19 protein-coding genes are annotated in these 24,311 nt (G+C 48.9%); 14 read left to right on the forward strand and 5 right to left on the reverse strand.

The genetic code is table 11. The annotated features are described in order from the left end of the window. Position 1: 1 nt before the first annotated feature. The 3 genes from pepP to BM334_RS07885 are packed head-to-tail and all read left to right on the forward strand — an operon-like array spanning position 2 to position 3,663. Entirely contained in the window at positions 2-1,324 is a 1,323-nt protein-coding gene (gene pepP, locus BM334_RS07875; protein WP_092840477.1) for a Xaa-Pro aminopeptidase, read from the forward strand. After that, complete coding sequence (ubiH, locus tag BM334_RS07880) at positions 1,309-2,511, forward strand: 2-octaprenyl-6-methoxyphenyl hydroxylase (RefSeq protein ID WP_092840480.1); 1,203 nt, start codon at positions 1,309-1,311, stop codon at positions 2,509-2,511. The genes pepP and ubiH overlap by 16 nt, the downstream gene beginning before the upstream one ends. Before the next feature lie 3 nt (positions 2,512-2,514). Beyond that, on the forward strand, positions 2,515-3,663 hold the full coding sequence (locus BM334_RS07885; RefSeq protein ID WP_092840483.1) for a UbiH/UbiF/VisC/COQ6 family ubiquinone biosynthesis hydroxylase: 1,149 nt from the start codon (positions 2,515-2,517) through the stop codon (positions 3,661-3,663). Here the strand turns inward: BM334_RS07885 and BM334_RS07890 are convergent, their stop codons facing one another. Further along, the gene (locus BM334_RS07890; RefSeq protein WP_092840486.1) at positions 3,664-4,521 is read right to left on the reverse strand and encodes a LysR family transcriptional regulator; all 858 of its coding nucleotides are present in this window, start codon (positions 4,519-4,521) and stop codon (positions 3,664-3,666) included. It abuts the gene before it with no gap. A 208-nt stretch (positions 4,522-4,729) separates the two neighbouring features. On the opposite strand from BM334_RS07890, the gene gcvT reads away from it, so the two are divergent. The 8 genes from gcvT (at position 4,730) to BM334_RS07930 (ending at position 12,385) form a co-directional block, all read left to right on the forward strand. Beyond that, positions 4,730-5,812, forward strand: a complete 1,083-nt coding sequence (gcvT, locus tag BM334_RS07900) for a glycine cleavage system aminomethyltransferase GcvT (protein ID WP_092840492.1) — start codon at positions 4,730-4,732, stop codon at positions 5,810-5,812. Positions 5,813-5,879: 67 nt separating this feature from the next. Beyond that, positions 5,880-6,269: a glycine cleavage system protein GcvH gene (gene gcvH / locus BM334_RS07905; RefSeq protein ID WP_055439592.1), complete on the forward strand. Its 390-nt coding sequence runs from the start codon at positions 5,880-5,882 to the stop codon at positions 6,267-6,269. A gap of 94 nt (positions 6,270-6,363) precedes the next feature. Further along, positions 6,364-9,249: an aminomethyl-transferring glycine dehydrogenase gene (gene gcvP, locus BM334_RS07910; protein WP_092840496.1), complete on the forward strand. Its 2,886-nt coding sequence runs from the start codon at positions 6,364-6,366 to the stop codon at positions 9,247-9,249. 161 nt (positions 9,250-9,410) lie between these two features. After that, a complete protein-coding gene (brnA, locus tag BM334_RS07915; RefSeq protein WP_092840499.1) occupies positions 9,411-9,662 on the forward strand; it encodes a type II toxin-antitoxin system BrnA family antitoxin in 252 nt (83 codons plus the stop codon). A 107-nt stretch (positions 9,663-9,769) separates the two neighbouring features. Continuing rightward, positions 9,770-10,336, forward strand: a complete 567-nt coding sequence (locus tag BM334_RS07920; RefSeq protein ID WP_241970954.1) for a DUF7010 family protein — start codon at positions 9,770-9,772, stop codon at positions 10,334-10,336. A gap of 177 nt (positions 10,337-10,513) precedes the next feature. Next, a complete protein-coding gene (locus BM334_RS13030) occupies positions 10,514-10,696 on the forward strand; it encodes a hypothetical protein (RefSeq protein WP_110076781.1) in 183 nt (60 codons plus the stop codon). Positions 10,697-10,826: 130 nt separating this feature from the next. Further along, on the forward strand, positions 10,827-11,111 hold the full coding sequence (locus tag BM334_RS07925) for a helix-turn-helix domain-containing protein (protein ID WP_092840502.1): 285 nt from the start codon (positions 10,827-10,829) through the stop codon (positions 11,109-11,111). 5 nt (positions 11,112-11,116) lie between these two features. Beyond that, positions 11,117-12,385 carry a type II toxin-antitoxin system HipA family toxin gene (locus BM334_RS07930; RefSeq protein WP_092840505.1) on the forward strand — a complete coding sequence of 423 codons (1,269 nt, stop codon included), beginning with the start codon at positions 11,117-11,119 and terminating at the stop codon, positions 12,383-12,385. A gap of 40 nt (positions 12,386-12,425) precedes the next feature. Here BM334_RS07930 and BM334_RS07935 read toward each other — a convergent pair whose 3' ends face one another. The 4 genes from BM334_RS07935 to BM334_RS07950 form a co-directional block, all read right to left on the reverse strand. Then, the gene (locus BM334_RS07935) at positions 12,426-13,253 is read right to left on the reverse strand and encodes a MipA/OmpV family protein (protein ID WP_092840507.1); all 828 of its coding nucleotides are present in this window, start codon (positions 13,251-13,253) and stop codon (positions 12,426-12,428) included. Between the two features lie 147 nt (positions 13,254-13,400). Next, positions 13,401-14,324 carry a histone deacetylase family protein gene (locus BM334_RS07940; protein WP_092840511.1) on the reverse strand — a complete coding sequence of 308 codons (924 nt, stop codon included), beginning with the start codon at positions 14,322-14,324 and terminating at the stop codon, positions 13,401-13,403. A 5-nt stretch (positions 14,325-14,329) separates the two neighbouring features. Then, complete coding sequence (locus BM334_RS07945) at positions 14,330-16,192, reverse strand: GNAT family N-acetyltransferase (protein ID WP_241970955.1); 1,863 nt, start codon at positions 16,190-16,192, stop codon at positions 14,330-14,332. Positions 16,193-16,273: 81 nt separating this feature from the next. After that, positions 16,274-19,189, reverse strand: a complete 2,916-nt coding sequence (locus BM334_RS07950; RefSeq protein ID WP_092840514.1) for a ligand-binding sensor domain-containing diguanylate cyclase — start codon at positions 19,187-19,189, stop codon at positions 16,274-16,276. A 170-nt stretch (positions 19,190-19,359) separates the two neighbouring features. Between BM334_RS07950 and BM334_RS07960 the strand changes: the two genes are divergently transcribed. Genes BM334_RS07960 through BM334_RS07970 form a run of 3 tightly spaced genes read left to right on the forward strand, consistent with a single transcriptional unit; the run spans position 19,360 to position 24,274 of the window. Next, positions 19,360-20,895 carry a S10 family peptidase gene (locus BM334_RS07960; protein ID WP_417664773.1) on the forward strand — a complete coding sequence of 512 codons (1,536 nt, stop codon included), beginning with the start codon at positions 19,360-19,362 and terminating at the stop codon, positions 20,893-20,895. Between the two features lie 17 nt (positions 20,896-20,912). Continuing rightward, the gene (locus tag BM334_RS07965) at positions 20,913-21,074 is read left to right on the forward strand and encodes a YqaE/Pmp3 family membrane protein (RefSeq protein WP_092840520.1); all 162 of its coding nucleotides are present in this window, start codon (positions 20,913-20,915) and stop codon (positions 21,072-21,074) included. Positions 21,075-21,091: 17 nt separating this feature from the next. Further along, positions 21,092-24,274, forward strand: coding sequence for an amidohydrolase family protein (locus BM334_RS07970; protein WP_092840523.1), 3,183 nt, complete (start codon positions 21,092-21,094; stop codon positions 24,272-24,274). The last annotated feature ends 37 nt before the right edge of the window (positions 24,275-24,311 follow it).

Here is a 24,311-nt window from a genome sequence, read left to right on the forward strand (position 1 = left end):
TATGAAGCTTTCGCTGCCGTTAGACGAGTTCAAAAAGCGCCGTGCGCATATTTTAAAAAAGTTAACCAAGGCATCGCCAAATGCGATGGCGGTTATTCCCGGCGCGCAGCTGCAAACACGCAGCCGTGACACAGAATTTCCGTTTCGCCAAGACAGTGACTTCTTTTATTTAACTGGCTTTGACGAACCGAACGCCTTGTTGGTGTTAGCACCTAATGCGGACGACCCAGTACAAATATATTGCCAACCCACCAGCCCTAGCGAAGAAGTTTGGCATGGCCGTCGGCTTGGTGTCGATAATGCGGCTGACGCACTTGGCGTAGACTTCGCTGCCAGTATTGAGGATGCGGACGATTATTTGTTTGCCTTGCTCGATGGCGCCGAGCAGGTGTTTTATCCGCATGACAAACCGGAATTGGCAGCGCAACTTAGCATGATTGCTGATGAGCTTCGCGCGGCGCCGAAAAAGGGCCATCAAGCTCCGACCGCTTGGGTAGATATCAACCCATGGTTGGCGGACATGCGCATTATTAAAAGCGCTGCAGAGCTAGACTTGATGCGCCAAGCAGCAGCTATTAGTGTGGCCGCCCATAAACGCGCGATGCGCTTTGCGAAGCCCGGTAAATTTGAATACCAAGTCGCAGCAGAAATACATCATGAATTTGCCATGCACGGTGCGTTGTCAGCGGCCTACGGTACTATTTGTGGTGGCGGTGAAAATGCTTGCATTTTGCACTACACCGAAAACAAAAGTGAATTACGCGACGGCGATTTATTGCTGATTGATGCCGGCGCAGAATTTGCTGGTTATGCCGGTGACATTACCCGCACCTTCCCAGTCAACGGCCGCTTTAGCGCCGAGCAAAAAGCCCTGTATAACGTGGTGCTTGCGGCGCAAGAAGCGGCGCTTGCCACATTAAAGCCCGGTAGTGACATGGCCAAAGCATTTGAAGCCGCCGGTGACGTGCTAACCACGGGATTGCACGAGCTCGGCATATTGCAGGGCGACGCGCGTGACCTGATGGAAAACCACGCCTTCCGGCCGTTTATGATTCATGGTCTTGGCCATTGGTTAGGCCTTGATGTGCATGACGTGGGCACTTACACCCAAGCCGGTAAAAAGCGTAAGTTTGAACCTGGCATGGTGTTAACTATTGAGCCTGGCATTTATATTCCAACCGGCACCGAAGGTGTGGATAGTAAGTGGCACGGCATTGGTATTCGTATTGAAGACGACGTCATTATTACCGAAACGGGCCATGAAAACATGACCGCCAAGGTACCCAAAACGGTCGAAGAGATAGAGCAATGGATGGCCGGTTAAACGCAACTGAGCCGCAGATAGCGCCGGTGATTATTGCTGGCGGCGGGCTGGTTGGCGCCTTAACTGCGCTATTGATAGCCCGTGGTAGACCTGACTGGACCATTCACGTGCTTGAACCACAAGCGAATGGCCCAGCCATGGACAAGCGCACGATTGCCTTGGCGGCCGCCACAGTGAGGTTATTAGAGCGCATTGGCGTATGGCAACAGGTTGCTGATTTAGCCAGCCCAATTGAACATATTCATGTGAGCGATCGCGGACATTTAGGTATGACGCGCTTGCATGCCTCGCAACATGACGTTGCAGCTATGGGCCAAGTGATTGCTGCGGCAGCACTGAATACCGCACTGTATAAAGCGTGTTTAGCACAAACTAATATTACTTGGCATGGTGGCGCTTGGTTTAAAAGCGCTGAACGCCATGCCAATCATATTAACGTTGACTATCAAATTAAGCACAACGACAGCGAACAAACCCACACCATGGCCGCTCAGTTGCTGGTGGGGGCCGATGGCGCGCGCTCGCAAGTGCGTGCAGACGCCGGTATTGCGATGGCGCACACCGACTACCAGCAGTTCGGTATTATTGCCACGTTAACCTTGTCAGAAGACCTTCAAGGTTGGGCTTATGAGCGTTTTACAGACACCGGGCCCATTGCCTTATTACCCATGGCAGAACGCCAAGCCTCATTGGTGTGGAGCCTTGCACCAGAGCAAGCTAATAGCATATTGCAGCTGCCAGACCACGAGTTTTTAGCACAGTGCCAAAAGGCCTTTGGCTATCGGGCAGGGCGCTTTGTTGCGGTGAAAGACAAAGTGCAATACCCACTGCAACTGCACCTGGCGCAAACTAGCATTGCGCACCGCACTGTGCTTATTGGCAACGCGTCGCACACCTTACACCCCATAGCCGGGCAAGGCTTTAACTTGGGCGTGCGCGACGCCATTGCGCTTGCCGAGCAGTTAACTGGCGCGCAGGAACCGGGCAGTTACAAGGTGCTGAGCGCCTATAACAAGCAGCGCCAAAGTGACTACCAACGAATTATTGGCCTAACTGACAGCTTAGTGCGTGGCTTTTCGAACCAACATGTGCCCTTAGTCATGGGGCGCAATATCGCTTTATTTGGGCTCGATAATTTGCCGCCTTTGCGTGATATTTTCGCCAGACAAACCATGGGGTTTCAGTAACACATGAACCACCAAAAAATCATCATTGTCGGGGCCGGCATGATCGGCCTCAGTATGGCTTTGGGCCTACGCCAACAGGGGCATCAAGTTGATGTGATTGAACGTGGTTCACGCCCTGAGTATGGCCAAGAACCTGAATTACGCGTTAGTGCCTTAGCACATCACAGCCGCGACTTGTTGCAGCAACTTGGCGTGTGGCAACAGCTACCAAGTCAACGTTTAGGCCCTTATACCGCTATGGACGTGTGGGATCACGATAGCTTCGGGCGTATTGAGTTTGCCGCCAACGAAGTGAACGCCGATGACTTAGGCGCAATTGTTGAGAACCGCGTGTTAGAACAGGTGTTGTGGGACGCGGCATTACAGGCGGGGGTAACCATTCACGCCGGTGAAGCCGTTGCCGAACATAACGTTACCGAACAACAGGTGTCGATTCGCCTGGTCAATGGACAAAAATTCTATGGCGACTATCTTATTGCCGCTGACGGCAATCGTTCAACTATTCGTGAACGTGCGCGCTTGCCACTGAGCTTCTGGGACTACCAGCAAACCGGTATTGTCGCTGTTATTAACACCGAATTACCGCACCAAGGCATTGCCCGCCAAGTGTTTTTACCAAGCGGACCCATTGCATGGCTGCCGCTCAATAATCCGCATCAAGTGTCGTTAGTGTGGTCGGCAGACACTGAGCTAGCAGAACAACTGCAAGCGCTTGACGACAAAGCCTTTATGCAGCGCCTACAGGCTGCGAGTGATAGCTGCCTTGGGCAATTGCAGCTCGCTTCGCAACGCGCCGGGTTTCCGCTACGTATGCAATATGCCCAGCGCTGGTTGCAACAACGGCTTATGGTTATTGGTGACGCTGCGCACAGTATCCACCCGCTTGCAGGGCAGGGAGCAAACCTAGGTTTTGGCGACGTGATTGACTTGTTACAGGTGTTTGCAAACCAGCCATCGCATAAATCGCTACGGGCTTGGGAGCGCCAACGCAAAGCTGCCGCAGTGACCATGATTACAGCCATGGAAGCCTTCAAACATGGTTTCGGTAGCGCTAATCCGTTGCTAAAACTAGCCCGTGGTGTGGGTTTTCAGGTTGCCAATAACACCAAACCGCTCAAACGCATGCTAGTCAAAGCAGCGCTTGGTGAATAGTTAAATACGTTCTTGAATAAATTGTGCTAGTTGCCGCGCCGCTTGGTTGTCGGCATCGGCTTGCCACATGGCCACGTTCACTTCTCCTAATTCGGGCAGCGCCGTGGTGCCGCTGCGCTGCAGTCGCGCTAAATTATCGGGTACGGTGCTTTGGGCCAGTACGGTTAAACCAAGGCCGCTTTCAATAGCCGCAGTTAAGCCCGAAAAATCGGCATTGGTAAAGCTAATACGCGCCGCAATATTGGCCTGCCGTAGCGCGGTTAAAGCACGACGCCGATAAATGCAGCCTTCGGGTGCCACAACTAAAGGCAATGGCTCTTGGCCATGTTGTATTTCATGTTGCGCGCCCACCCAAACCAACGGCTCTTGTTTTAGAATAACCATACCAGAGCGCATGGTTCGCTTGTCGGGCTCTTTAAGGGCAATCACCAAATCAAAATGGGCTTGCTCGTCTTTCAGCAAATCTTTGCTTAGCGCTGAGGTAACTGAAAGCGACACATTGGGGTACGCCTGCGCAAATTGCCCCAAAACCTGCGGCAAAATTTTACTCGCAAATTCACTGGGAATACCTAAACGCACTTGCCCCGATACAGAAGGCTCGGTAAAGCGCGCAATAATTTGATCATTTAAGCCCAGCAGTTGGCGCGCTTGTTCAAGTAGTTCGCTGCCAGCTGGCGTTAAATGAATACGCCCACCGCTGCGGCTTAGCAGCGAAACCCCAAGTAGTTCTTCTAAGCGTTGTAACTGCAGGCTAATAGCAGGTTGCGAGCGATTTAACTGTTGCGCAGCTGCGGTATAACTTTGCAGCTCATAAATGCTAATAAAGGCGCGTAAAGCTTCTAACGGGAGGTGGTGCATGATTTTTGCTCATAAAACAGGCGTTTTTCGTTAATTTGATAACTGTAATTTATACGATTTACAAACTTATTTAAAATTTTTATGAAAGCATAAGTAATATTCATTTGTTGCGAGGGCTTTCGACCTCTATAATTCGCGGTAATTTTTTGAATGCGCGCAAGGTCTTTTTCCGGGCTGCGTATCCACAACAAAAAAGGACAATTAGGTCATGGCAAATCGTACTCCTTTATATGACGCGCACGTAAAAGCTGGCGCGAAAATGGTGGACTTTCACGGCTGGGACATGCCGCTAAATTATGGCTCGCAAATTGAAGAGCATAACGCGGTGCGTAACGACTCAGGCGTTTTTGATGTATCGCACATGACGATTGTTGATGTGTCTGGCATTGATGCAAAACCTTTCTTACGCCACTTATTAGCCAACGACGTGGCCAAATTAAGCATTCCTGGTAAAGCGCTCTACAGCGGCATGCTGAACGAGCAAGGCGGCGTAATTGACGACTTGATTGCCTATTTCTTCTCGGACGAGTCATACCGTTTGGTGGTTAACTCAGCCACCCGTGAACAAGACATGGCGTGGATCAACAAAGCCGCTGGCAGCTTCAAGGTCACTATTACCGAGCAACCAACCTTGGGTATGCTTGCGTTACAAGGCCCGAAAGCCGAAGAAAAACTTAAATTAGTACTGGGCGACGAAGCCTTTGCTGCAGTAGATGGCATGAAGCCATTTATGTCACAGCAAGTGGGCGATTATTTCATCGCAACCACCGGTTACACCGGCGAAAAAGGCTATGAAATTGCCGTGCCTGGCGACAAACTTGAGCCGTTATGGGACGCCTTATTGAATGTTGGCGTTCAGCCATGTGGTTTGGGCGCACGCGACACCTTGCGTTTAGAGGCTGGCATGAACTTGTACGGCCAAGATATGGACGAGGGCGTCACGCCATTAGAAGCCAACATGGGCTGGAGCGTAGCGTTTGAACCTGCTGATCGTCAATTTATCGGTCGTGAAGCATTAGAACAGCAAAAAGCAGCCGGCCACGCCAAGTTAGTTGGCTTAGTGATGAAAGACAAAGGCGTATTGCGCCACGGTCAAAAAGTGATCGTAGAAGGCGGTGAAGGCGTTATTACTTCGGGCACCTTCTCACCAACTTTAGGTTTCTCTATTGCTATGGCTCGTGTGCCTGCAACAGTGGGTGACACCGCCGAGGTGGAAATTCGCAAAAAATTAGTTACAGTAAGCGTGGTTAAACCTAGCTTCGTGCGTAACGGCAAGTCGGTACTTGTGTAAGTACAGGCCTAAGCGCTCTCAACCTTTTGATGAATTGAGTATCTGAATTACTAATAAGGAACAGAACATGAGCAATATTCCAAAGGAACTAAAGTACGCGTCAACGCACGAGTGGGTGCGCAATGAAGGCGACGGCATTTTCACGGTTGGTATTACTGAACACGCGCAAGACTTGTTAGGCGACATGGTGTTCGTTGAATTACCAGAAGTAGGCGACGCGGTTGCCGCTGGCGACGACGTAGCCGTGTGTGAATCGGTAAAAGCTGCGTCTGACATTTATGCGCCAATTGCTGGTGAAATTGTTGAAGTGAACGAAGAACTGGAAGACGCGCCAGAAACTGTAAACAACGATCCATTTGGTGACGGCTGGTTATTCAAAATTAAAGCCGAAGACCCAAGTGAAGTTGAAGGCTTGCTTGATGCCGAAGGTTATCAAGCAGTTATCGACGAAGACTAAGCGCTCGTTTTGTGAACAAGCCCCGGCCAATTTTGCCGGGGTTTTGTGTTTCAATTGTCTTGTATCAACCCGAAAGCTAGGGGACTTGAAGTAAATGACGACTACTACGCTGAAGCAGTTAGAAAATCACGGTGAATTCATTGCGCGCCACATTGGCCCAAGCGCAGACGAAGCAGCAGCTATGCTGGCTGAGTTGGGTGTTAACTCTCTTGAAGAGCTTACCCAAGACACCGTACCTGGCGCTATTCGCCGCGAACCGTTCTTGTCTATTGGTGCGCCAATGACCGAGCGTGACGCGTTGGCTCGTTTAAAAGCCATTGCCAGCAAAAACAAAGTTTATAAGTCATTTATCGGGTTAGGTTATTACGACACCCTAGTACCAAACGTTATTTTGCGTAACGTGTTGGAAAACCCAGGTTGGTACACCGCTTACACGCCTTATCAGCCAGAAATTGCCCAAGGCCGTTTGGAAGCCATTTTGAACTTCCAACAAATGACCATGGACTTAACTGGTCTTGAATTAGCAAGCGCCTCATTGCTTGACGAAGCGACCGCAGCAGCCGAAGCCATGGCGATGTCGAAGCGCGTCAGCAAAAGCAAGTCAAACACATATTACGTGGCTGACAACGTGTACCCACAAACCATTGATGTGGTGAAAACCCGCGCCGAGCAGTTTGGTTTTGAGGTCATTGTTGGGCCAGCACGCGAAGCAGACAACCACGACGTATTTGGTGCGTTGTTGCAATACCCAGACCGTAACGGCGAAATTCATAACATTGAAAAGCTAATTGCCGACATTCAAGCCAACAAAGGTATTGTTGCCGTAGCGGCCGACATTATGAGCTTGGTATTGTTGAAGTCGCCTGGCGAAATGGGCGCCGACATGGTATTCGGTTCAGCCCAGCGCTTTGGCGTACCTATGGGCTACGGCGGCCCACACGCGGCATTCTTTGCTACCCGTGACAAGTACAAGCGCTCGCTGCCAGGGCGTATTATTGGTGTGTCTAAAGACACCCGCGGCAACCAAGCATTGCGTATGGCCATGCAAACGCGCGAGCAACACATTCGCCGCGAAAAAGCCAACTCAAACATCTGTACCGCGCAGGTACTACTGGCCAACATGGCCTCGTTCTACGCGGTATACCACGGCCCACAAGGCCTAAAAACGATTGCCTCGCGCATTAACCGCTTAACCGACATTGTGGCGTTGGGCTTGAAAGAAAAAGGCGTGAAGCTGGTAAACAGCCACTGGTTTGACACCTTAACCTTTAAACTTGAAGGCAATACTGACGACGTTCTAGCGCGCGCAGACAAAGCTGAAATTAACTTGCGCGTAGACGGCAACGGCCAGTTTGGCGTGAGCTTAGACGAAGCCAAAACTCGCCATGACGTTGACGCCTTGTTCGCCGTACTGTTTGGCGATGACCACGGTTTAGAAGTTGACGTACTCGACTCACGCGCGGCTTCTGGCGACGTAGAATCTATTCCAGCTGCACTGCGCCGCGAAAGCGCAATTTTAGAGCACCCAGTGTTCAACAGCTACCACTCTGAAACCGAAATGCTGCGCTACATTAAGCAGCTAGAAAACAAAGACTTGTCGTTGAACCACAGCATGATCTCACTGGGTTCGTGCACCATGAAGCTCAACGCTACCGCAGAAATGATTCCGGTCACTTGGCCAGAGTTCGGCCAGTTGCACCCATTCTGCCCAGTAGACCAAGCGCAAGGCTACGCTGAATTGCTCAGCACCTTGTCAGAGTGGTTAGTGGATATTACCGGTTACGACGTGATGTCGATGCAACCAAACTCAGGCGCACAAGGCGAGTACGCTGGCTTGTTGGCGATTCAGAAGTACCATCAAAGCCGTGGCGATGCGCACCGCAACATCTGCTTAATTCCAAGCTCTGCGCACGGCACCAACCCAGCTTCAGCACAAATGATGAGCATGAACGTGGTGGTGGTTGACTGTGACAAGAACGGTAACGTTGACTTGGCCGACCTAAAAGCCAAAGCCGCCGAAGCGGGCGACAACTTGTCGTGCATTATGGTGACCTACCCGTCAACGCACGGTGTGTATGAAGAAGGCATTAAAGAAATTTGTGACATTGTGCACGCGCACGGTGGCCAAGTGTACCTAGACGGCGCCAACATGAACGCGCAAGTAGGCGTCACCTCGCCAGGTTACATTGGCGCAGACGTATCGCACCTGAACTTGCACAAAACCTTCTGTATTCCACATGGTGGCGGCGGCCCAGGCATGGGCCCAATTGGCGTGAAGCAGCACTTAGCGCCATTTTTGCCAAACCACAGCGTGATAAAAATTGAAGGTACAGGCGCCGACAACGGTGCGGTATCAGCAGCACCATTTGGTAGCGCGAGCATTTTGCCAATTTCGTGGATGTACATTGTCATGATGGGTTCACGCGGCCTGCGCGAAGCAACTGAAGTAGCGATTATGAACGCCAACTACATTGCTAAGCACTTAAGCAAGCACTACCCAATTCTGTACAAAGGCCGCAACGACCGCGTTGCGCACGAGTGCATTATTGATCTGCGCCCATTAAAAGACGCCTGTGGCGTGACCGAAATGGACGTGGCCAAGCGCTTACAAGACTTCGGCTTCCACAGCCCAACCATGAGCTTCCCAGTAGCGGGCACCTTAATGGTTGAGCCAACTGAGTCTGAGTCAAAAGCTGAACTGGATCGCTTTATTGAAGCCATGATCAGCATTCGCGAAGAAGCTAAACGCGTTGAAGCGGGTGACTGGCCAGAAGACAACAACCCACTGCACAACGCGCCGCACACCTTGGCCGACATTGTTGACGCCAACTGGGAACGCCCATACAGCCGTGAACTAGCTGCATACCCTGTGGCCGCTGTGAAGGTGAACAAGTTCTGGCCAAGCGTGAACCGCATTGACGACGTGTACGGCGACCGCAACCTGATGTGTAGCTGCCCAGCTGTGGATACTTATCGTTAATTGGTTGTGCTGTGATGAGGAAGGCGAGCTTTTTAGCTCGCCTTTTTTGTTTGTGTTAGTCAGCAAGTACATTTGCCAAGTGAGTAAAAAGGGAATAAATTATACTCAAACACGCGATTAAGTTTCGGTGCGACGCTCACGGAAAAAAGAGGTTGAGCTTTATGAAAACCAAGAAATTTGACGAAAAATTTGATGCCAATAAAGAAGATATTATCGACGATTTGGATCTTTCTACCGCACGGCGAGTAAATCAGGAATCTAAGCGCATTAATGTCGACTTCCCGCTGTGGATTGTTGAGTCATTAGATCGAGAAGCAGCCCGTATTGGCGTGACGCGGCAATCACTTATTAAAGTTTGGTTGGCAGAACGGCTGAGCCTTGAACAGAAAAATCAGCGAGACGCCGGTTGTTAATCGGCGTTCAAATCAAAATAGGATCTCTTGATTGCTTCCGCTAAGAGCGAGCAGCGGACCGTTTATCTCTTCGCGCGACTCGGCTATCATCGGAGACACTCAGTCAGATGTTAAAAAAGCGGGTTGCAAAGAAAATGGATTTCAACGAATCACAAAAAGATATGTCTCGTGCCTACTATGGCGGTGCAACCGGAGCGTTGGCTTCCGGAATAGTTTGGTTATCGGCTGGGCTGATTGGCCTTTATTCGTCGCCCTTTAATAGCATGCTAGCATTGCTTATTGGAGGGATGTTTATATTCCCTATATCCCTTTTATTCTCAAAGTTATTGGGAGCCACCGGTAAACATGACGCAACTAATGTGCTTGGTAAACTGGCTATCGAAAATCTAGGTATTCTATTCGGAGGCCTATTTATTGCTGTCATTGTGGCACAACTTAATAGCTTACTATTCTATCCAATCATGTTAGTGATTATTGGTGCCAGGTACTTAACCTTTCAAACACTTTATGGTTTGAAAGTGTATTGGGCGCTGGGTAGTGTACTCGTGATTTCTGGATTTTACCTTGCTATTTTCCCCTCGGATTTTACTTTTGCCGCTTTTGTGGGCGGGTTTATTGAAATAGCGTTTGCACTAATTATTTTTAGGCAAAGTAAAGAATGCTCGGCTAATTGAGAACGAATGCAAGCATCTGAGATGCTCACTTTTGCGTCCGCTCTTGGCACACAGCGGACATAGCTTCGTCGAATTTTAACTATTAAGTTTTTATCCTACACAATATTACGTTTGCCACTTTTACCAACTAACCATACTCTTCAAACCTCGTGTCAACGCACAGGTTGTTAACTGCAGTTGACAAACCCCGGGGTAGTTACATACACACAACACCTCGATAATGACGAAGCCATTCAAGCATACTTGGATGCATGCGTGGAGGAATCTGATGGAGATCCGACATTTTCAACTATCGCTAAGGTGGCATCTGCACTTGGTTTAACGTTAACCTTGCAGCCTAAATCAACGAGCACATACTAAGCTAACTTTATCCGTAATCTTTTTCCTACAGCCAATGGAGTTAAATCGAACCACAACATAAAAGTTGTTTTTTGTAATATAACAGCGTATAAGTTGTATATTTCTATAGAAACAATATTTAGGTTGTTTTATGAAGGCATTAAATGAGCTGAGTGAAAAATTAATTAGCGAGCGCAAGAAAAGAGGTTTGTCGCAAAAAGACATGCGGATGCTTATTGGCATGTCGCAACAACAGTACCAACGCGTAGAGTCAGGGCAAGATCTAAAGGTCTCGACCTTGTTGCGCATTCTCGTTGGTTTGGGCTTGGAGCTATCGATAGCCGACCCGTTAAACCTAGAAAATGAACCCATAACGGTAACTGACGCCGAGCGAGAAAATATTTGGGCTAGCAAACACAAGCATCTCGAGGATTAGGCACTATGAACACAAAGCGCATAGAGCACGTTGAAGGTCTAAGTCTGAGTATTAATAACCAAGAAATTGGTGTCGTATCTCACTATTCGGGTGGCAAAAACATCTTTGTATTCTCGCCTGAATACACAGCGCTGCCTAGCAATAAACGCAATACATTCACTATGTCGCAATTAATTGATGAGCGTTACCTTCATCAGCCGCTGATTAGTGCACAGCGTCTGCCGCCCGTGCTTTCTAACCTGTTACCTGAAGGGGTATTACGAGACTGGATGTCACAGTCGCTTAAAGCGCATGTGGACAACGAATTTCCGTTGCTGGCGCATATGGGTAAAGGTTTGCCGGGGGGAATTATTGCGACGCCGATAGTTGCAGGTCAGTTGCCGACATGGGCGCTGGATCATCGAGAACAAGTTGAAGCTGTGCAAATTGACGTTGAACACCAACAAAATAGGTTTTCTCTTGCCGGCGTACAAATGAAGTTCTCGTCAGTTCGTAATCAAGATGGGCGCTTCAATATAGGCACGGATGCTAATCACGATAGTTGGATTATCAAAACACCGTCCACAGTGCATAAATTTGTGCCTTATAATGAGTTCTCAGCCATGCGCCTTGCTGAAGTTGTCGGTGTTAATATTCCAGAAATAAAGCTGGTTGAATTGTCTAAGCTAGATAACTTGCCGGATATTCAATTGCCAAATGAGCAGCATGCCTACGCGATCAAGCGATTTGATCGAAAAGATGGACAACGAGTACACACGGAAGATTTCGCGCAGATATTCCAGGTGCACTCGCGAGAGAAATATAAGAAGTATAATTACGAACAAATTGCCGATGCTTTATATTCATACAGCCATCAAGCTTTGAAAGACGTGCAACAAATGGCCCGGCGTTTACTCGTTAACATATTACTTGCCAATGGCGATGCGCACCTTAAAAACTGGTCAGTGATATACTCCAATCCGCAGCGGCCTATGTTGTCCCCCGCTTACGATATCGTTTCTACGCGACCTTACGTACAAGGTGAGACAGAGTTCGCACTGAACTTGGGCAAAAATAAAAACTGGTACCAGGCGAACATGGCTTCATTTGAGACTTGGTCTAATCGTGTCGATGTGCCATGGCAGGCCGTAAAAGTGCATATCATTGACACATTAGATAAAGCCCGAAATATTTGGCCGCAATTATTGACCGAATTGCCAATGCATGATGAACACAAGAATGCGTTAAGGCTGCATTGGGCTCAATTACATGAAGACTTTAGGTTACGAAGCTAATGGGTATCTGCTCGTAATTACGAGCAAATACCCGAGTCATTTAAAAGAACATATAAATAAACCCGACGCCAAGCTCGGCTTCATAGTCGCCACGGGCAATTGGGCTGTTACGAACGTCGCTACTGTAGTGCTCGTATAGGCCTTCAACGAACACTAACCAGTTGTCGTTAATGTAAGTACGATAATTGTAGTGCAGGCCAACCGAGCGAATACCGCTGTCGATGTAGGTTTGGTTATACCCCGATGCAGCAGCTTGCGCGGCGTTCACACCGAAATCTTTATTGGCACGATCGCTGTCGTGGTATACCGCAACCACAGATAGCTCGTGACCGGTACCGTCGAGTTGCTCACCGAAGCGTGTGCCGACGCCGAAAATACCAATGTTTCCGTCTTCACTAGCAATCACGCGGCCATCAAGCCAGTAACGCCAGTCGGCGTCGAATGCACGGCGTGCTTGCAGCACAAATTCGGCACCTTCGTCAGAATCGCCCATGCCGTTCAAATAGCCGTCATCAGAGTCTGCTTCTTCACGGCCTTCATCAAAGCCAACAGTGGCCTCGAATAGCCATACGTCGTCACGTAGGCCGCGCCAACCTAGGGCTTCACCGGCAAAGTAGAAAATATTATCGCCGCTGCGCCATTGCAGGGCGCCAGCAGGGTCAGCTTCGAAGCCGAATTCGTCTGAGCCTTCATAGGCTGATTCATATTCAACACCCGCGCCCAAGCCTAAAGCCCAACCGTCTTGTCCTTTGGTAAAGTCATCAAGAGAAGGCAAAGGCACTAATGCTGTTTTTTCTTGAGCAACTGTTGCGGGCGCGAAACTTGCAGCTACAGCCAGTGGTAGCAGTAGAGCGATAAATTTTTTCATGGTGATTCTCCAACTACACAAACAGACAAAACAATTTTGTCTGAACATGCTGCTACTACGTTATTAAGTGTAGCTTGGATTTGACATCACCCTGGAATATTTATGTTGAGTAAAAACAAGCTGGCTTACCGCTAACGGCTTCAGTTGTTACTGCATGCCCTTCAAAAACGCCACCACGCTTCGCCCCAGCGAGCTATGTTCGTAGCCGCCTTCTAAGGTGGCCACAATACGGCCGTCGCAATGGCGCTCAGCCAGTTCTTTCAGTTCGCGGCCTATCCAGTGGTAGTCGGTTTCGGTGAGTTTAAACTGCGCCATGTCGTCTTCTAAATGGCCGTCAAAACCAGCGGACACCATAATCAACTGCGGTGCGAAGGCATCAATGGCGGGGAACCAGCGCTCGCGCACGGCAGCTTGCCATGTCGGGCCGTCACAGCCGGCGGGTAAAGGTATATTCACCACTTCATGGCTAATGGTCTCGGCGCCAGAATTCGGGTACAAAGGGTGTTGGAACGAGCTGCAAAACAGCACGCGCTCGTCGTTTAAGAAAATATCTTCGGTGCCGTTGCCGTGGTGTACGTCAAAATCCACAATAGCGACGCGCTCAATGCCGTAAGTATGCATGGCGTAAGCCGTGGCCACCGCAATATTGTTGAAAATACAAAAACCCATGGCGGCGTCCCAGGTGGCGTGGTGGCCGGGCGGGCGCACCATGCAAAAGGCTCGGCGGTTTTCAGCGGTAAACACTTCGTCAACCGCGCACATACCACTGCCTGCGGCATACAACGCTGCGCGCAAGGTGCCGGCAGTCATCATGGTGTCGGGGTCTAACCATATATGTTGGTCGGGCTCGGTGGGGGCACGTTCAAACACGTCGTCTATGTAATTCGCGGCGTGCACACGCAGTAAGTCTTCACGTTCAGCGGGCTTAGCGTCTTTTTGGGTGAGTGCGAATTCCATGCCTGAACGAATAATCTGGTCGTTAATGGCAGCAATACGCGCCGGCTCTTCGGGGTGCACTTCCGACACGCGGTGCATGCTGCAATAGGGGTGACTAAATACGGTGATGGACATCTAACTCACTCACTTTTTTCAATTAGATCGAGCTGCAAGTAAACTTCGCCGGGTTCTTCCGAAGGCTTGCGCACAAACCCGGCGCGCTCAAACACGGCCAACATTTTGCCGTTCTCGGCACGTACGTACGCCAACATGCGCTCAAGCCCACGTTCACGGGCAATACGCTTCATTTCTTCTAGCAGACGCGTGGCCATGCCTTTACCATGTTGAGTTTCGCGCGTAACGAAGGCAACTTCACAGCTTTTTTCGTCGTGTAGCAGATAATAGCGACCAACGGCTTGAATCTGCGCCATAGAACCCTTTTGCCGAACAATGCATAACGCCAGGTCACGTGATTGGTCCACGCTCACTAACGTACAGGACTTTTCGCGACTCATGCTGGTGGGCACTGTGTTGTAGCGCATTTGCAAGGTTTCTTTGGTGTGCGAATAAAAGAACTCTTGCAGACGCCGCTCGTCGCTTGGGTTCAGTGGCCGCAAGTCAAAAAATTCGCCGTTAATAGATATTTCTTTAAAGCCCACCGGCCCTAGCTCAGGCACTTCTACAGAGTGCAAAATTTGGTAGTGGGGCACGTAATAATGTTTGCGTACTTCTTCCAATAGTTGCTGACGAAACTTCGGGTGTGCCACCCGTATGAGTTCTAATGCCCGTTCGCGTATGCTTTTACCGCGTAGCGAAGCCACGCCAAACTCGGTCACCACGTAATACACATGTGCCCGTGAGGTGGCGACGCCGCTGCCTTCGCTAATAAAGGGCACAATGCGCGACACGGTGCCATTTTTGGCAGTGGAGGGCAGGGCAATGACTGGCTTACCGCCAGAGCTCATGCTGGCGCCCCGGCTAAAATCCACATGGCCACCTATGCCACTGTAAAAATGGTGGCCAATAGAGTCCGACACCACTTGGCCGGTTAAATCCACTTCAATGGCGCTGTTAATTGACACCATTTTGTCGTTTCGCGCAATGTTCGCTGGCGAGTTCACGTATTCCGACGGGTAAAAACCAATGTGCGGGTTGTTGTTCACAAAGTCGTAGAGTTTTTTGCTACCAATACAGAAGCTAGTTACCGCTTTGTGTTGGTGATAGGTTTTGCGGCGGTTATTAATCACGCCACTCAGCATAAGTTCCATTATGCCGTCGGTTATCAGCTCGCTGTGCACGCCTAAGTCTTTATGGTTTACCAAATAGCGCAGTACCGCGTCACAAATTTTGCCAAAGCCAATTTGAATGGTGGCACCGTCTTCCACTAGCAGCGACACATACTGGCCAATACGCTCGGTGACGGCATCGAGTTCAGGCGCCGTTATTTCGGGTAGGTCTTGCTCGGCTTCAAAAAACGCATCAATTTGACCTTTGTGAATAAACGCTTGGCCAAAAGTTACCGGCATTTTGGGGTTTACTTGGGCAATCACCTTTTTCGCTGAGCGCAAAGCCGAAGACACAATATCGACCGACACACCTAACGAATGATAGCCGTATTGATCGGGCGGGCTGACCATAATCAGCGCCGCATCAAGCGGTAGTATGTCTTCGCTAAATAACGATGGAATGTCGGACATAAATGCAGGGGTGTAATCTGCACGGCCTTCAGCCACGGCGCGGCGTACTTTCTCGCCCCCAATAAACAGCGAGTTTACTTTAAAGGTTTCACTGTACTCTGGGTTGACCCAATGGTTATCGCCTAGCGCGTAAATTTGTACAATCTCGATATCATGAAAGTGTTGGCTGTGGTCGGCAAGATCATGCATTAGGGCGTGTGGCACTGCTGCGTGGGTACCAATAAAAATTCGGTCACCCGATTTCAACAGCTGTTGCCATTTCGCGGGTTGCCCGTTAACCATGAGTTGCCGATGTTCTGCGCTCATTGTTCCATCCTTAAGCAGCGTATGCGTACCTTCAGTATAAACACAACTTAGCGGCAGTCTAAATACCTACTTGTTGGGTTGCTAATTCGGCGTCGGGTAGCGACAAACGCGGTTGCGACCGTTAGATTTAGCGGTGTAAAGCGCCCGGTCAGCGTGTGACAACAACGAGTCTATTGAGTCGACGCTAGCAAGCGATGATAAACCAATACTGACCGTTAATTGTTCAATCGGCACTTGAGCGGGCGGAGGCGTTTGCATAATGTGTTCGCGTAATCGATTACACATTATTTCTGCTGTTTCTATAGTCGTGTCGGTCATCAAAATTGTGAATTCCTCACCACCCCAACGAGCGATTTTATCTTCTTGTCGTGTGTGCTGTTTCAACAAATCAGCTAACCACTGTAAAACAATGTCACCCGATGAATGGCTAAAGTTATCATTGATTCGTTTGAAATTATCGACATCAATAATGGCGAGCGTCAATGGCTTTTTATGCCGCGTTGCTGCGGCAAATTCAGCGGCTAAATCCCGATTAAAGCTGCGCCGATTTGGCAAATTAGTCAGTTCATCAAATTGCGCCAAGTGCTCAAACCGTTCAGCTTGGGTACGCAAGGCTTCTGTTTTTTCCGCAACCTGTTGTTCCAACTCAGCAGCACGGCGCGCCAATACGTTCAGCCGAACTCGAACAAAGGTCATAATAGCTAGCAGCAGTGCCACTGAAGCTATAATCCAGAACCAAAGCTGCTGATAGTAACGTGGCGGCACACTAAAGCTAAATTCTGCGGTGCGCCCAAGTTGATCGCTGTTGCTGTACGCGGCTTGTACTCTAAAGGTGTAGTCGCCGGGCGGTAAGTTGGTAAATTCTGCATAACGCGCTGAGGTGGTGCGCCAATTGTCGTCGTAACCAAGCAACTGAGTACGGTAACGAATTTGGTTATTCATAGTAAAGCCAAGGCCAGCGTAGCTAATGCTAATACGCTCACCATCGAAGCGGCTTGGTGCTCTGCCAGACGCAACAAATTCACCGTTTATTTCAACATTTTCAATAACCGCAGGCGGTGGGTAATCGGTAAACTGCGCAAGTTGATTTGGTGCAATACGAGCTATTCCGTTTGCGGTAGGCACCCAGATGGTATCGTCGGTTGCGTGTAAAATAGCTGGGTTTGAACCGCCATTAGCTTGACTGCTAACTAAACCGTCGCTTTCACGAAAAACTTCTACGGTAGTTAAGCCGCTGCTTTGCTGAGTTTGCACAGCACGAATATCGTCAACTGTAGTGCGCATAATGCCGCGATTTGAGGTCAACCAAACATTGTTGTTTTCGTCAATTGTGAACTGAAAAACTTTCTCGACAATTAAACCTTGAGGGCGACCAATGACAATGCCTTGCTGCTGCTCGGGTTGGTAAATAATCAAACCGCGATCGGTGGCAAGCCACAGTTCATCGCCAACGGATTGGATATTAAAAACATACTGAGCATGATTAAATTTGCTGATATCAACACTGACAAAGCGGTCGCTAACATATTTAAATAGCCCGCGAGCTGTGCCTAGCCACAACTGATCATTTTTGTCTTCATGCAGTGACACGCTAAACCGAGCATGATCAACCTGCTCATTTGGCTCGCCTATACCCTTTCCGGGCTCATAAAAATTAATACCATTTGGGGTGGCAAGCCAAATTCTGCCGGTATGCGTTGCGGCCATTGCACGAATTTCGTTGGCTAGCAGTCCGTCGCTTCGAGTCCAATGCTGTATTACTTCGCCATTTTTCCAAAGCAATAAACCGTCGGTGTAGGTGCCGATATAAATGCCATGCTCGGGGTGCTCGTAAAGACTAAGCACAGAGGCTTGAAGGCCCAGCTCAAGGTTACGCCATTGGTTATTACTGTAGACGCTAACGCCGCCTGCAGAGCCAACCCAAACGTCACCATTTTCACGCTGAATTACTGTGCGGACAAAGTTATCGGCCAACCCGTCTTTTGCCGTATAAGTTCGAAACGGGGTGTTACGCAGACGCATGAGCCCGCCGTTGGTGCCAATCCAAATGCTACGTTCAGCATCTTGATAAATCGCAAGCACACGTGAATTGGGCAGACCATCAGCCATGCTTAGGTTTTCCAAACCATGCGCCTTGCTCAATCGAAACAAACCTTTATCAATAGAGCCCAGCCAAATATCGCCAATGTCATCAACCATCACCCGAATAATACTTACGTTGTCGAGTTTTGGATGAATGAGCTTGAACCCAGTTTCTTGGCGACCAATAAAGGCGCCTTGCTCGGTGCCCACAATAAAATCATCGCCATATTGGGTAACGGAAAACACACCGAGTTTGGGTAGGCCATAGTCGCTATTGATGAAATACAAATCGTCTTTAGTTACCCGAACCAACCCTAAATTGGTGGCAACATATAGCTGTGAATCATCGGGCTTAGCAATATCGTAGGCGTGCATTACATTATTGTTCGGCGCGACTTGGTCGAAAAAAGATTCAACGTTGTCAGGGCTATAGTATTTTAATAGCCCGAGCTCTTCGGTAGCCAACCAATAGCTATTATCTTGGTTATAAATTGCTTTATTAACAAGGGTTAAAGGGGTTTCCAAGGTGCGCCATTCGGTAGTTCCGGCTGCCCCCTGTTCGCGTAAGACAACCGTTCCTCGCGCACCCACCACAATCAACTGCCCCGATTCTGCCACGCGAACATTTTGTAGGCCGGCGTCTCGTAGACCAATGTTGCTGTATAAATCGAAATTTTTAAATTCGGCGCCATTGTAGCGAGTTAAGCCTTCCCACGTTGCAAGCCAGATGTAACCTTCTTCGGTTTGGGTAACGCTATTGATGGTGTTATGCGGTAGACCGTCTCGCGTGGTCCATAACTCTTGAAAGTAGTTCGTTAGCTCAGGCGGCGCAGTTTCGTTGGCTTTGGCAGGAACAGCAACATGTAATGCAGCGCACAAAAACAATATATTTACCCAAACTCTACAACCGCGCATTACCAGTCCACCTTTTGGTCATTTTGATAACTTTTATATCACATTTTTTCGTGTATTCACTAGCGTAATAAGTAACCATCTTGAAATTTAGTGCATTTAGCTCACACCCCTTGAGCTTCTTAGCTACATTGCATTTAATGGAAGCACGATAAAAACCAGAGGAAGTATCTATGAAGGGCATGAAACAGCTTGTTTTAGCCGCAATGATGGGCGTAAGCCTTGGCACTAGTTTTATTGCGACAGCTGCTGTCGCAGAAGAATTGCCACAGGCAAAAATTGCTGCAGATGATGTGGTTGTGACAGAACATAGCGCCAATATTAATGGTCAACGTTTTAAATATACCGCAACCACGGGTACGCAACCGGTTTTCAATGAAAACGGCGAAGCCACTGCAGCGTTATTCTTTACGTACTATGAGCGCCAAGGCGTTAAAAACCGTGAAGAACGTCCATTATTAATTTCTTTCAATGGCGGCCCGGGCTCTGCTTCGGTATGGATGCACATTGCCTACACTGGCCCGAAGTCACTTCGTGTTGATGACGAAGGCTTTCCAATTATGCCGTACGGCGTGAAAGACAACCCACATTCGGTACTTGATGTGGCTGATATTGTTTTTGTAAACCCAGTAAATACGGGGTATTCGCGCCCATTGCCAAAGAAAGATGGCAGTGCTTATTCGCGTGACGAGCTACAAAAAATGTTTTTCGGTGTGAATGCCGATGTGAAATACCTAGCTGACTGGGTCAATACCTTTGTAACGCGTCACGAACGCTGGCGCTCACCGAAGTATCTGATTGGTGAAAGCTACGGAACCACACGTGTTTCTGGTTTAGCACTTGAGCTGCAAAATCGTCAATGGATGTACCTGAATGGTGTGGTGTTAGTGTCGCCGACCGATATTGGTATTGAGCGTAATGGCCCTGTCAAAGCAGCTAACCGCTTACCGTATTTTGCTGCAGCAGCTTGGTATCACAATGCGCTAGACAGTGACTTGCTGAAAAAAGACTTGCTTGAGCTATTGCCTGAAGTGGAGCAGTACACGTTGAACGTTTACTTGCCTGCGTTAGCGAAAGGGGCCATGTTGCCGCAAGCTGAAAAAGAACAAATTGCTGAGCAAGTGGCGAAATACTCAGGTATTGATAAGCAAACTGTTTTGCGTGCGAACTTAGATATTAGTACGTCGTTTTTCTGGAAAGAGCTTCTGCGTGACCGCCAGCTGACTGTTGGCCGTTTGGATTCACGCTATTTGGGCATCGACCGTGATGATGTGGGTTCACGCCCAGACTACAACTCAGAGCTAACTTCTTGGTTGCATTCATTTACGCCGGCCATTAATTATTACTTGCGGGAAGAGCTGAACTACAAAACCGACGTGAAATACAACATGTTTGGTCCGGTTCATCCGTGGGACCGCAGCAACAACAATACTGGTGAAAACTTACGTCAAGCTATGGCGCAAAACCCATACTTAAATGTGTTAATTCAGTCAGGTTATTACGACGGTGCCACCAACTATTTCGATGCGAAATACAATATGTGGCACATTGATCCAAGCGGTAAAATGGCCGATCGCATTGGCTTCAAAGGATATCGTAGTGGCCATATGATGTATTTGCGCGCTGAAGACTTGAAGTTATCGAATGACGACTTGCGTGAATTCATTAAAGCGACTATTCCTGCTAAAGGCGAAGCCGCTAAATATTAATAACAAGGAGATGACCCATGGCTGACTTTATTCGCATAATAATTGCAATTTTACTGCCGCCACTTGGCGTGTTTTTACAAGTCGGTATTGGTAAGCATTTTTGGATCAATATCATTTTGACCATTCTGGGTTATATACCAGGCATTGTGCACGCTGTATGGGTCATTGCTAAAAAATAACTAAAAAGGTTTCCCTCATGAAAAATTTATCTACGCTGGCCCTTGCGGTCAGCGTTGCCCTCTCTTGTTCTGTTTATTCGGCCAATGCATTAGCACAGTCAGAAAATGGCTGGGATGTGAATAGCCCGCAAGGCGAGTTTAAAGACATTCAAATTAACACCACCGAAGGCACATGGATGAACGTCGATATGAGCCCTGATGGCAAGTATATTGTGTTCGACATGCTCGGTGATATTTATCGTATTCCTGCTACTGGCGGCGACGCAGAACTATTAGTCGGCGGCATTGCTTGGAATATGCAGCCGGTTTATTCACCCGATGGTAAATACATTGCGTACACCTCCGATGCTGATGGTGGCGATAACATTTGGGTGATGAACGCTGATGGTAGCAACCCACGCCAAGTCACCGATGAAACCTTTCGGTTGTTAAACAGCCCAGCCTGGAGCCCTGACAGCGAATTTATTGTTGCGCGTAAGCACTTCACAGCACGCCGTTCGTTGGGTGCCGGTGAAGTATGGATGTATCACCGCTCTGGCGGTTCAGGCGTTATGCTAACTGAGCGCCCGAACGACCAAAAAGACCTCGGTGAACCTGCTTTTTCACCAGACGGCCGCTACATTTATTTCTCGCAAGATGACACGCCAGGCAAAACCTTCCACTACAGCAAAGACTCGCTGGAAGGTATTTACAAAATTAAGCGATTTGACCGTGAAACCGGCGACATTGACGTTATTTTAAGTGGAGCCGGCGGCGCTATTCGTCCAACACCATCGCCAGACGGTAAATACTTGGCGTACATTAAACGCGAAGACTTCAACAGCGTTTTGTATTTGTATGACTTAGAGTCGGGCGAGCACACGCGTTTGTACAACCAGCTTGATCGCGATATGCAAGAAACGTGGGCGATTCATGGTGTGTACCCAACCATGGACTGGACACCAGACAGCAAGAAAATGGTGTTTTGGGCTGACGGTAAAATTATGCAGCTTGATGTTGCAAGCCGCAGCACTCGAGTCATTCCGTTTAGCGTAGAAACCACCAAGAAAGTGCAAACCGCATTGCACTTTGAGCAGAATCTTGACCAAAACCAGTTCAAAGTAAAAATGCTGCGTATGGTGCAAGTGGCACCATACGCCAAGCAAGTCGTTTTTGAAGCTTTAGGTAAATTGTATGTTCGCAGCCTACCTAATGGTGAACCTAAGCGTTTAACCAACCGTGATGGCGCCTGGGAGCTTTACCCAAGCTATTCGCGCGACGGCTCAAAACTGGTCTACGCCACTTGGGATGACCAACAGCAAGGCCAACTGATCGTTCGTGATGTGAAATCTGGCAAAGAAACAGTGCTAGCCACAGGTACGGGTAAATTTGTCGAGCCGGTATTCAGCCCAGACGGTAAATCAGTGGTTTACCGTAAGCTACGTGGCGGCTATATCACGCCAGACACCTACGGCTTAAACCCAGGTGTTTACCATGTATCACTAAGCAAAAGCGCCAAACCACGGTTAATTAGTGAAAGTGGCAGCTCACCACAATTTGGTGCACGCAGTGACCGCGTTTACTTGATGGCGTTCAACGGTAGCCCGTCGCTTATCAGCGTCGACCTAACCACCAAAGAAAAACGCACCTTGTATACCGCCGAGCATGCAACGGAGTTTCGTGTGTCACCCACAGGCGAACACTTGGCCTTCGCTGAGCGCTTTAAAGTGTTTGTCACGCCATTTGTTGAGCGCGGTGCGCCAATTAAAATTGGCCCGAATGACAAACAATTCCCTGTTGAGCAGTTATCGGTTCGTGCCGGTGAAAACATTTCGTGGAGCGGCAACGGTGGCGCACTGTATTGGTCGTTAGGGCCAGAGCTCTATCATGCTTCAGTGAAAGGTTTGTTTGGTATTGACGGTGACAGCAGCTTTGAAAAAGTAGCGAATGGCCTTGATATCAGTTTTGAAGCAGACGCCGGTATTCATGATGAAACCGTTGCTTTTGTGGGTGGTCAAGTGATTACCATGAACGGTGACAAGGTGATTGAAAACGGCACTGTGGTGGTTAAAGGCAACAAAATTGTTGCTGTCGGTACGGTTGACGAGGTGAGTGTACCGCGTGGGGCTACGGTTGTTGATACCACCGGAAAAACCGTGATGCCTGGCTTGTTTGATGGCCACGCACATGGGCCACAAGGCGACAATGAGATTATTCCAGAGCAAAACTGGAAAACTTATGCCACCTTAGCCTTTGGTGTGACCTCAATTCATGATCCGTCGAACGACACCACCGAAATATTTGCCGCTAGCGAAATGCAAAAGGCCGGCCTCATTGCCGCGCCGCGTACTTTCTCGACCGGTACTATTTTGTACGGTGCCAACGGCCCGGGTTATACCGCGCACGTAGATGACTTAGACGACGCCAAGTTCCATCTTGAGCGCCTGAAAAAAGTCGGTGCCTTCTCAGTGAAAAGCTACAACCAACCACGCCGTAATCAGCGTCAGCAGATTATTCAGGCGGGTCGTGAGCTTGAAATGATGGTGGTGCCTGAAGGTGGCTCATTGTTGCAGCATAACTTGAGTATGATTGCTGACGGCCACACCACGGTTGAGCACTCTATTCCAGTTGCCAAAATTTATGACGATATTGAGCAATTCTGGAGCCAAACTGACGTGAATTACACGCCAACATTGGGTGTCGCTTACGGCGGTATTTGGGGCGAGAACTATTGGTATGCAGAAACCGACGTGTGGAAGCATCCGAAGTTATCGAAGTTTGTTCCTCAAGAGGCCCTAGTTGGCTCGGTGCGTCGTGAAAAAGCGCCGCACAACCACTACAACCACTTTAATAACGCCGATGTTGCGAAACAACTGCAAGACTTAGGCGTTGATGTAGTGGCTGGCGCTCACGGTCAACGTGAAGGCTTAGCGCAGCACTGGGAAATTTGGATGATGGCGCAAGGCGGTATGACGCCGTTACAAGCCCTTGCCACAGCAACCATTAATCCGGCCAAAGAATTTGGTATGGATAAATATATTGGTTCATTAGAGCGGGGTAAGTTGGCAGATATCATCGTGATTGATGGCAACCCATTGGTTGATATTTCTGTTACCGATAGGGTTACCCATACCATGGTGAATGGCCGTTTGTTTGATGCCGAAAGCATGAATCAGTTGGTTCCAAAAACCGAGCCACGTCAGCCATTTTTCTGGGAATAGACCATAGTCGCACACCTAAACAGGTGTAACTCAGAAA

The organism is Pseudidiomarina donghaiensis (assembly GCF_900116895.1).
Classification (GTDB): Bacteria; Pseudomonadota; Gammaproteobacteria; order Enterobacterales; family Alteromonadaceae; genus Pseudidiomarina; species Pseudidiomarina donghaiensis.

Excerpts from the sequence above, each read along its gene's own strand:
- pepP (WP_092840477.1), top strand. The coding sequence starts at position 2 with ATGAAGCTTTCGCTGCCGTTAGACGAGTTCAAAAAGCGCCGTGCGCAT.
- ubiH (WP_092840480.1), top strand. The coding sequence starts at position 1,309 with ATGGATGGCCGGTTAAACGCAACTGAGCCGCAGATAGCGCCGGTGATT.
- BM334_RS07885 (WP_092840483.1), top strand. The coding sequence starts at position 2,515 with ATGAACCACCAAAAAATCATCATTGTCGGGGCCGGCATGATCGGCCTC.
- BM334_RS07890 (WP_092840486.1), bottom strand. The coding sequence starts at position 4,521 with ATGCACCACCTCCCGTTAGAAGCTTTACGCGCCTTTATTAGCATTTAT.
- gcvT (WP_092840492.1), top strand. The coding sequence starts at position 4,730 with ATGGCAAATCGTACTCCTTTATATGACGCGCACGTAAAAGCTGGCGCG.
- gcvH (WP_055439592.1), top strand. The coding sequence starts at position 5,880 with ATGAGCAATATTCCAAAGGAACTAAAGTACGCGTCAACGCACGAGTGG.
- gcvP (WP_092840496.1), top strand. The coding sequence starts at position 6,364 with ATGACGACTACTACGCTGAAGCAGTTAGAAAATCACGGTGAATTCATT.
- brnA (WP_092840499.1), top strand. The coding sequence starts at position 9,411 with ATGAAAACCAAGAAATTTGACGAAAAATTTGATGCCAATAAAGAAGAT.
- BM334_RS07920 (WP_241970954.1), top strand. The coding sequence starts at position 9,770 with ATGTTAAAAAAGCGGGTTGCAAAGAAAATGGATTTCAACGAATCACAA.
- BM334_RS07925 (WP_092840502.1), top strand. The coding sequence starts at position 10,827 with ATGAAGGCATTAAATGAGCTGAGTGAAAAATTAATTAGCGAGCGCAAG.
- BM334_RS07930 (WP_092840505.1), top strand. The coding sequence starts at position 11,117 with ATGAACACAAAGCGCATAGAGCACGTTGAAGGTCTAAGTCTGAGTATT.
- BM334_RS07935 (WP_092840507.1), bottom strand. The coding sequence starts at position 13,253 with ATGAAAAAATTTATCGCTCTACTGCTACCACTGGCTGTAGCTGCAAGT.
- BM334_RS07940 (WP_092840511.1), bottom strand. The coding sequence starts at position 14,324 with ATGTCCATCACCGTATTTAGTCACCCCTATTGCAGCATGCACCGCGTG.
- BM334_RS07945 (WP_241970955.1), bottom strand. The coding sequence starts at position 16,192 with ATGAGCGCAGAACATCGGCAACTCATGGTTAACGGGCAACCCGCGAAA.
- BM334_RS07950 (WP_092840514.1), bottom strand. The coding sequence starts at position 19,189 with ATGCGCGGTTGTAGAGTTTGGGTAAATATATTGTTTTTGTGCGCTGCA.
- BM334_RS07960 (WP_417664773.1), top strand. The coding sequence starts at position 19,360 with ATGAAGGGCATGAAACAGCTTGTTTTAGCCGCAATGATGGGCGTAAGC.
- BM334_RS07965 (WP_092840520.1), top strand. The coding sequence starts at position 20,913 with ATGGCTGACTTTATTCGCATAATAATTGCAATTTTACTGCCGCCACTT.
- BM334_RS07970 (WP_092840523.1), top strand. The coding sequence starts at position 21,092 with ATGAAAAATTTATCTACGCTGGCCCTTGCGGTCAGCGTTGCCCTCTCT.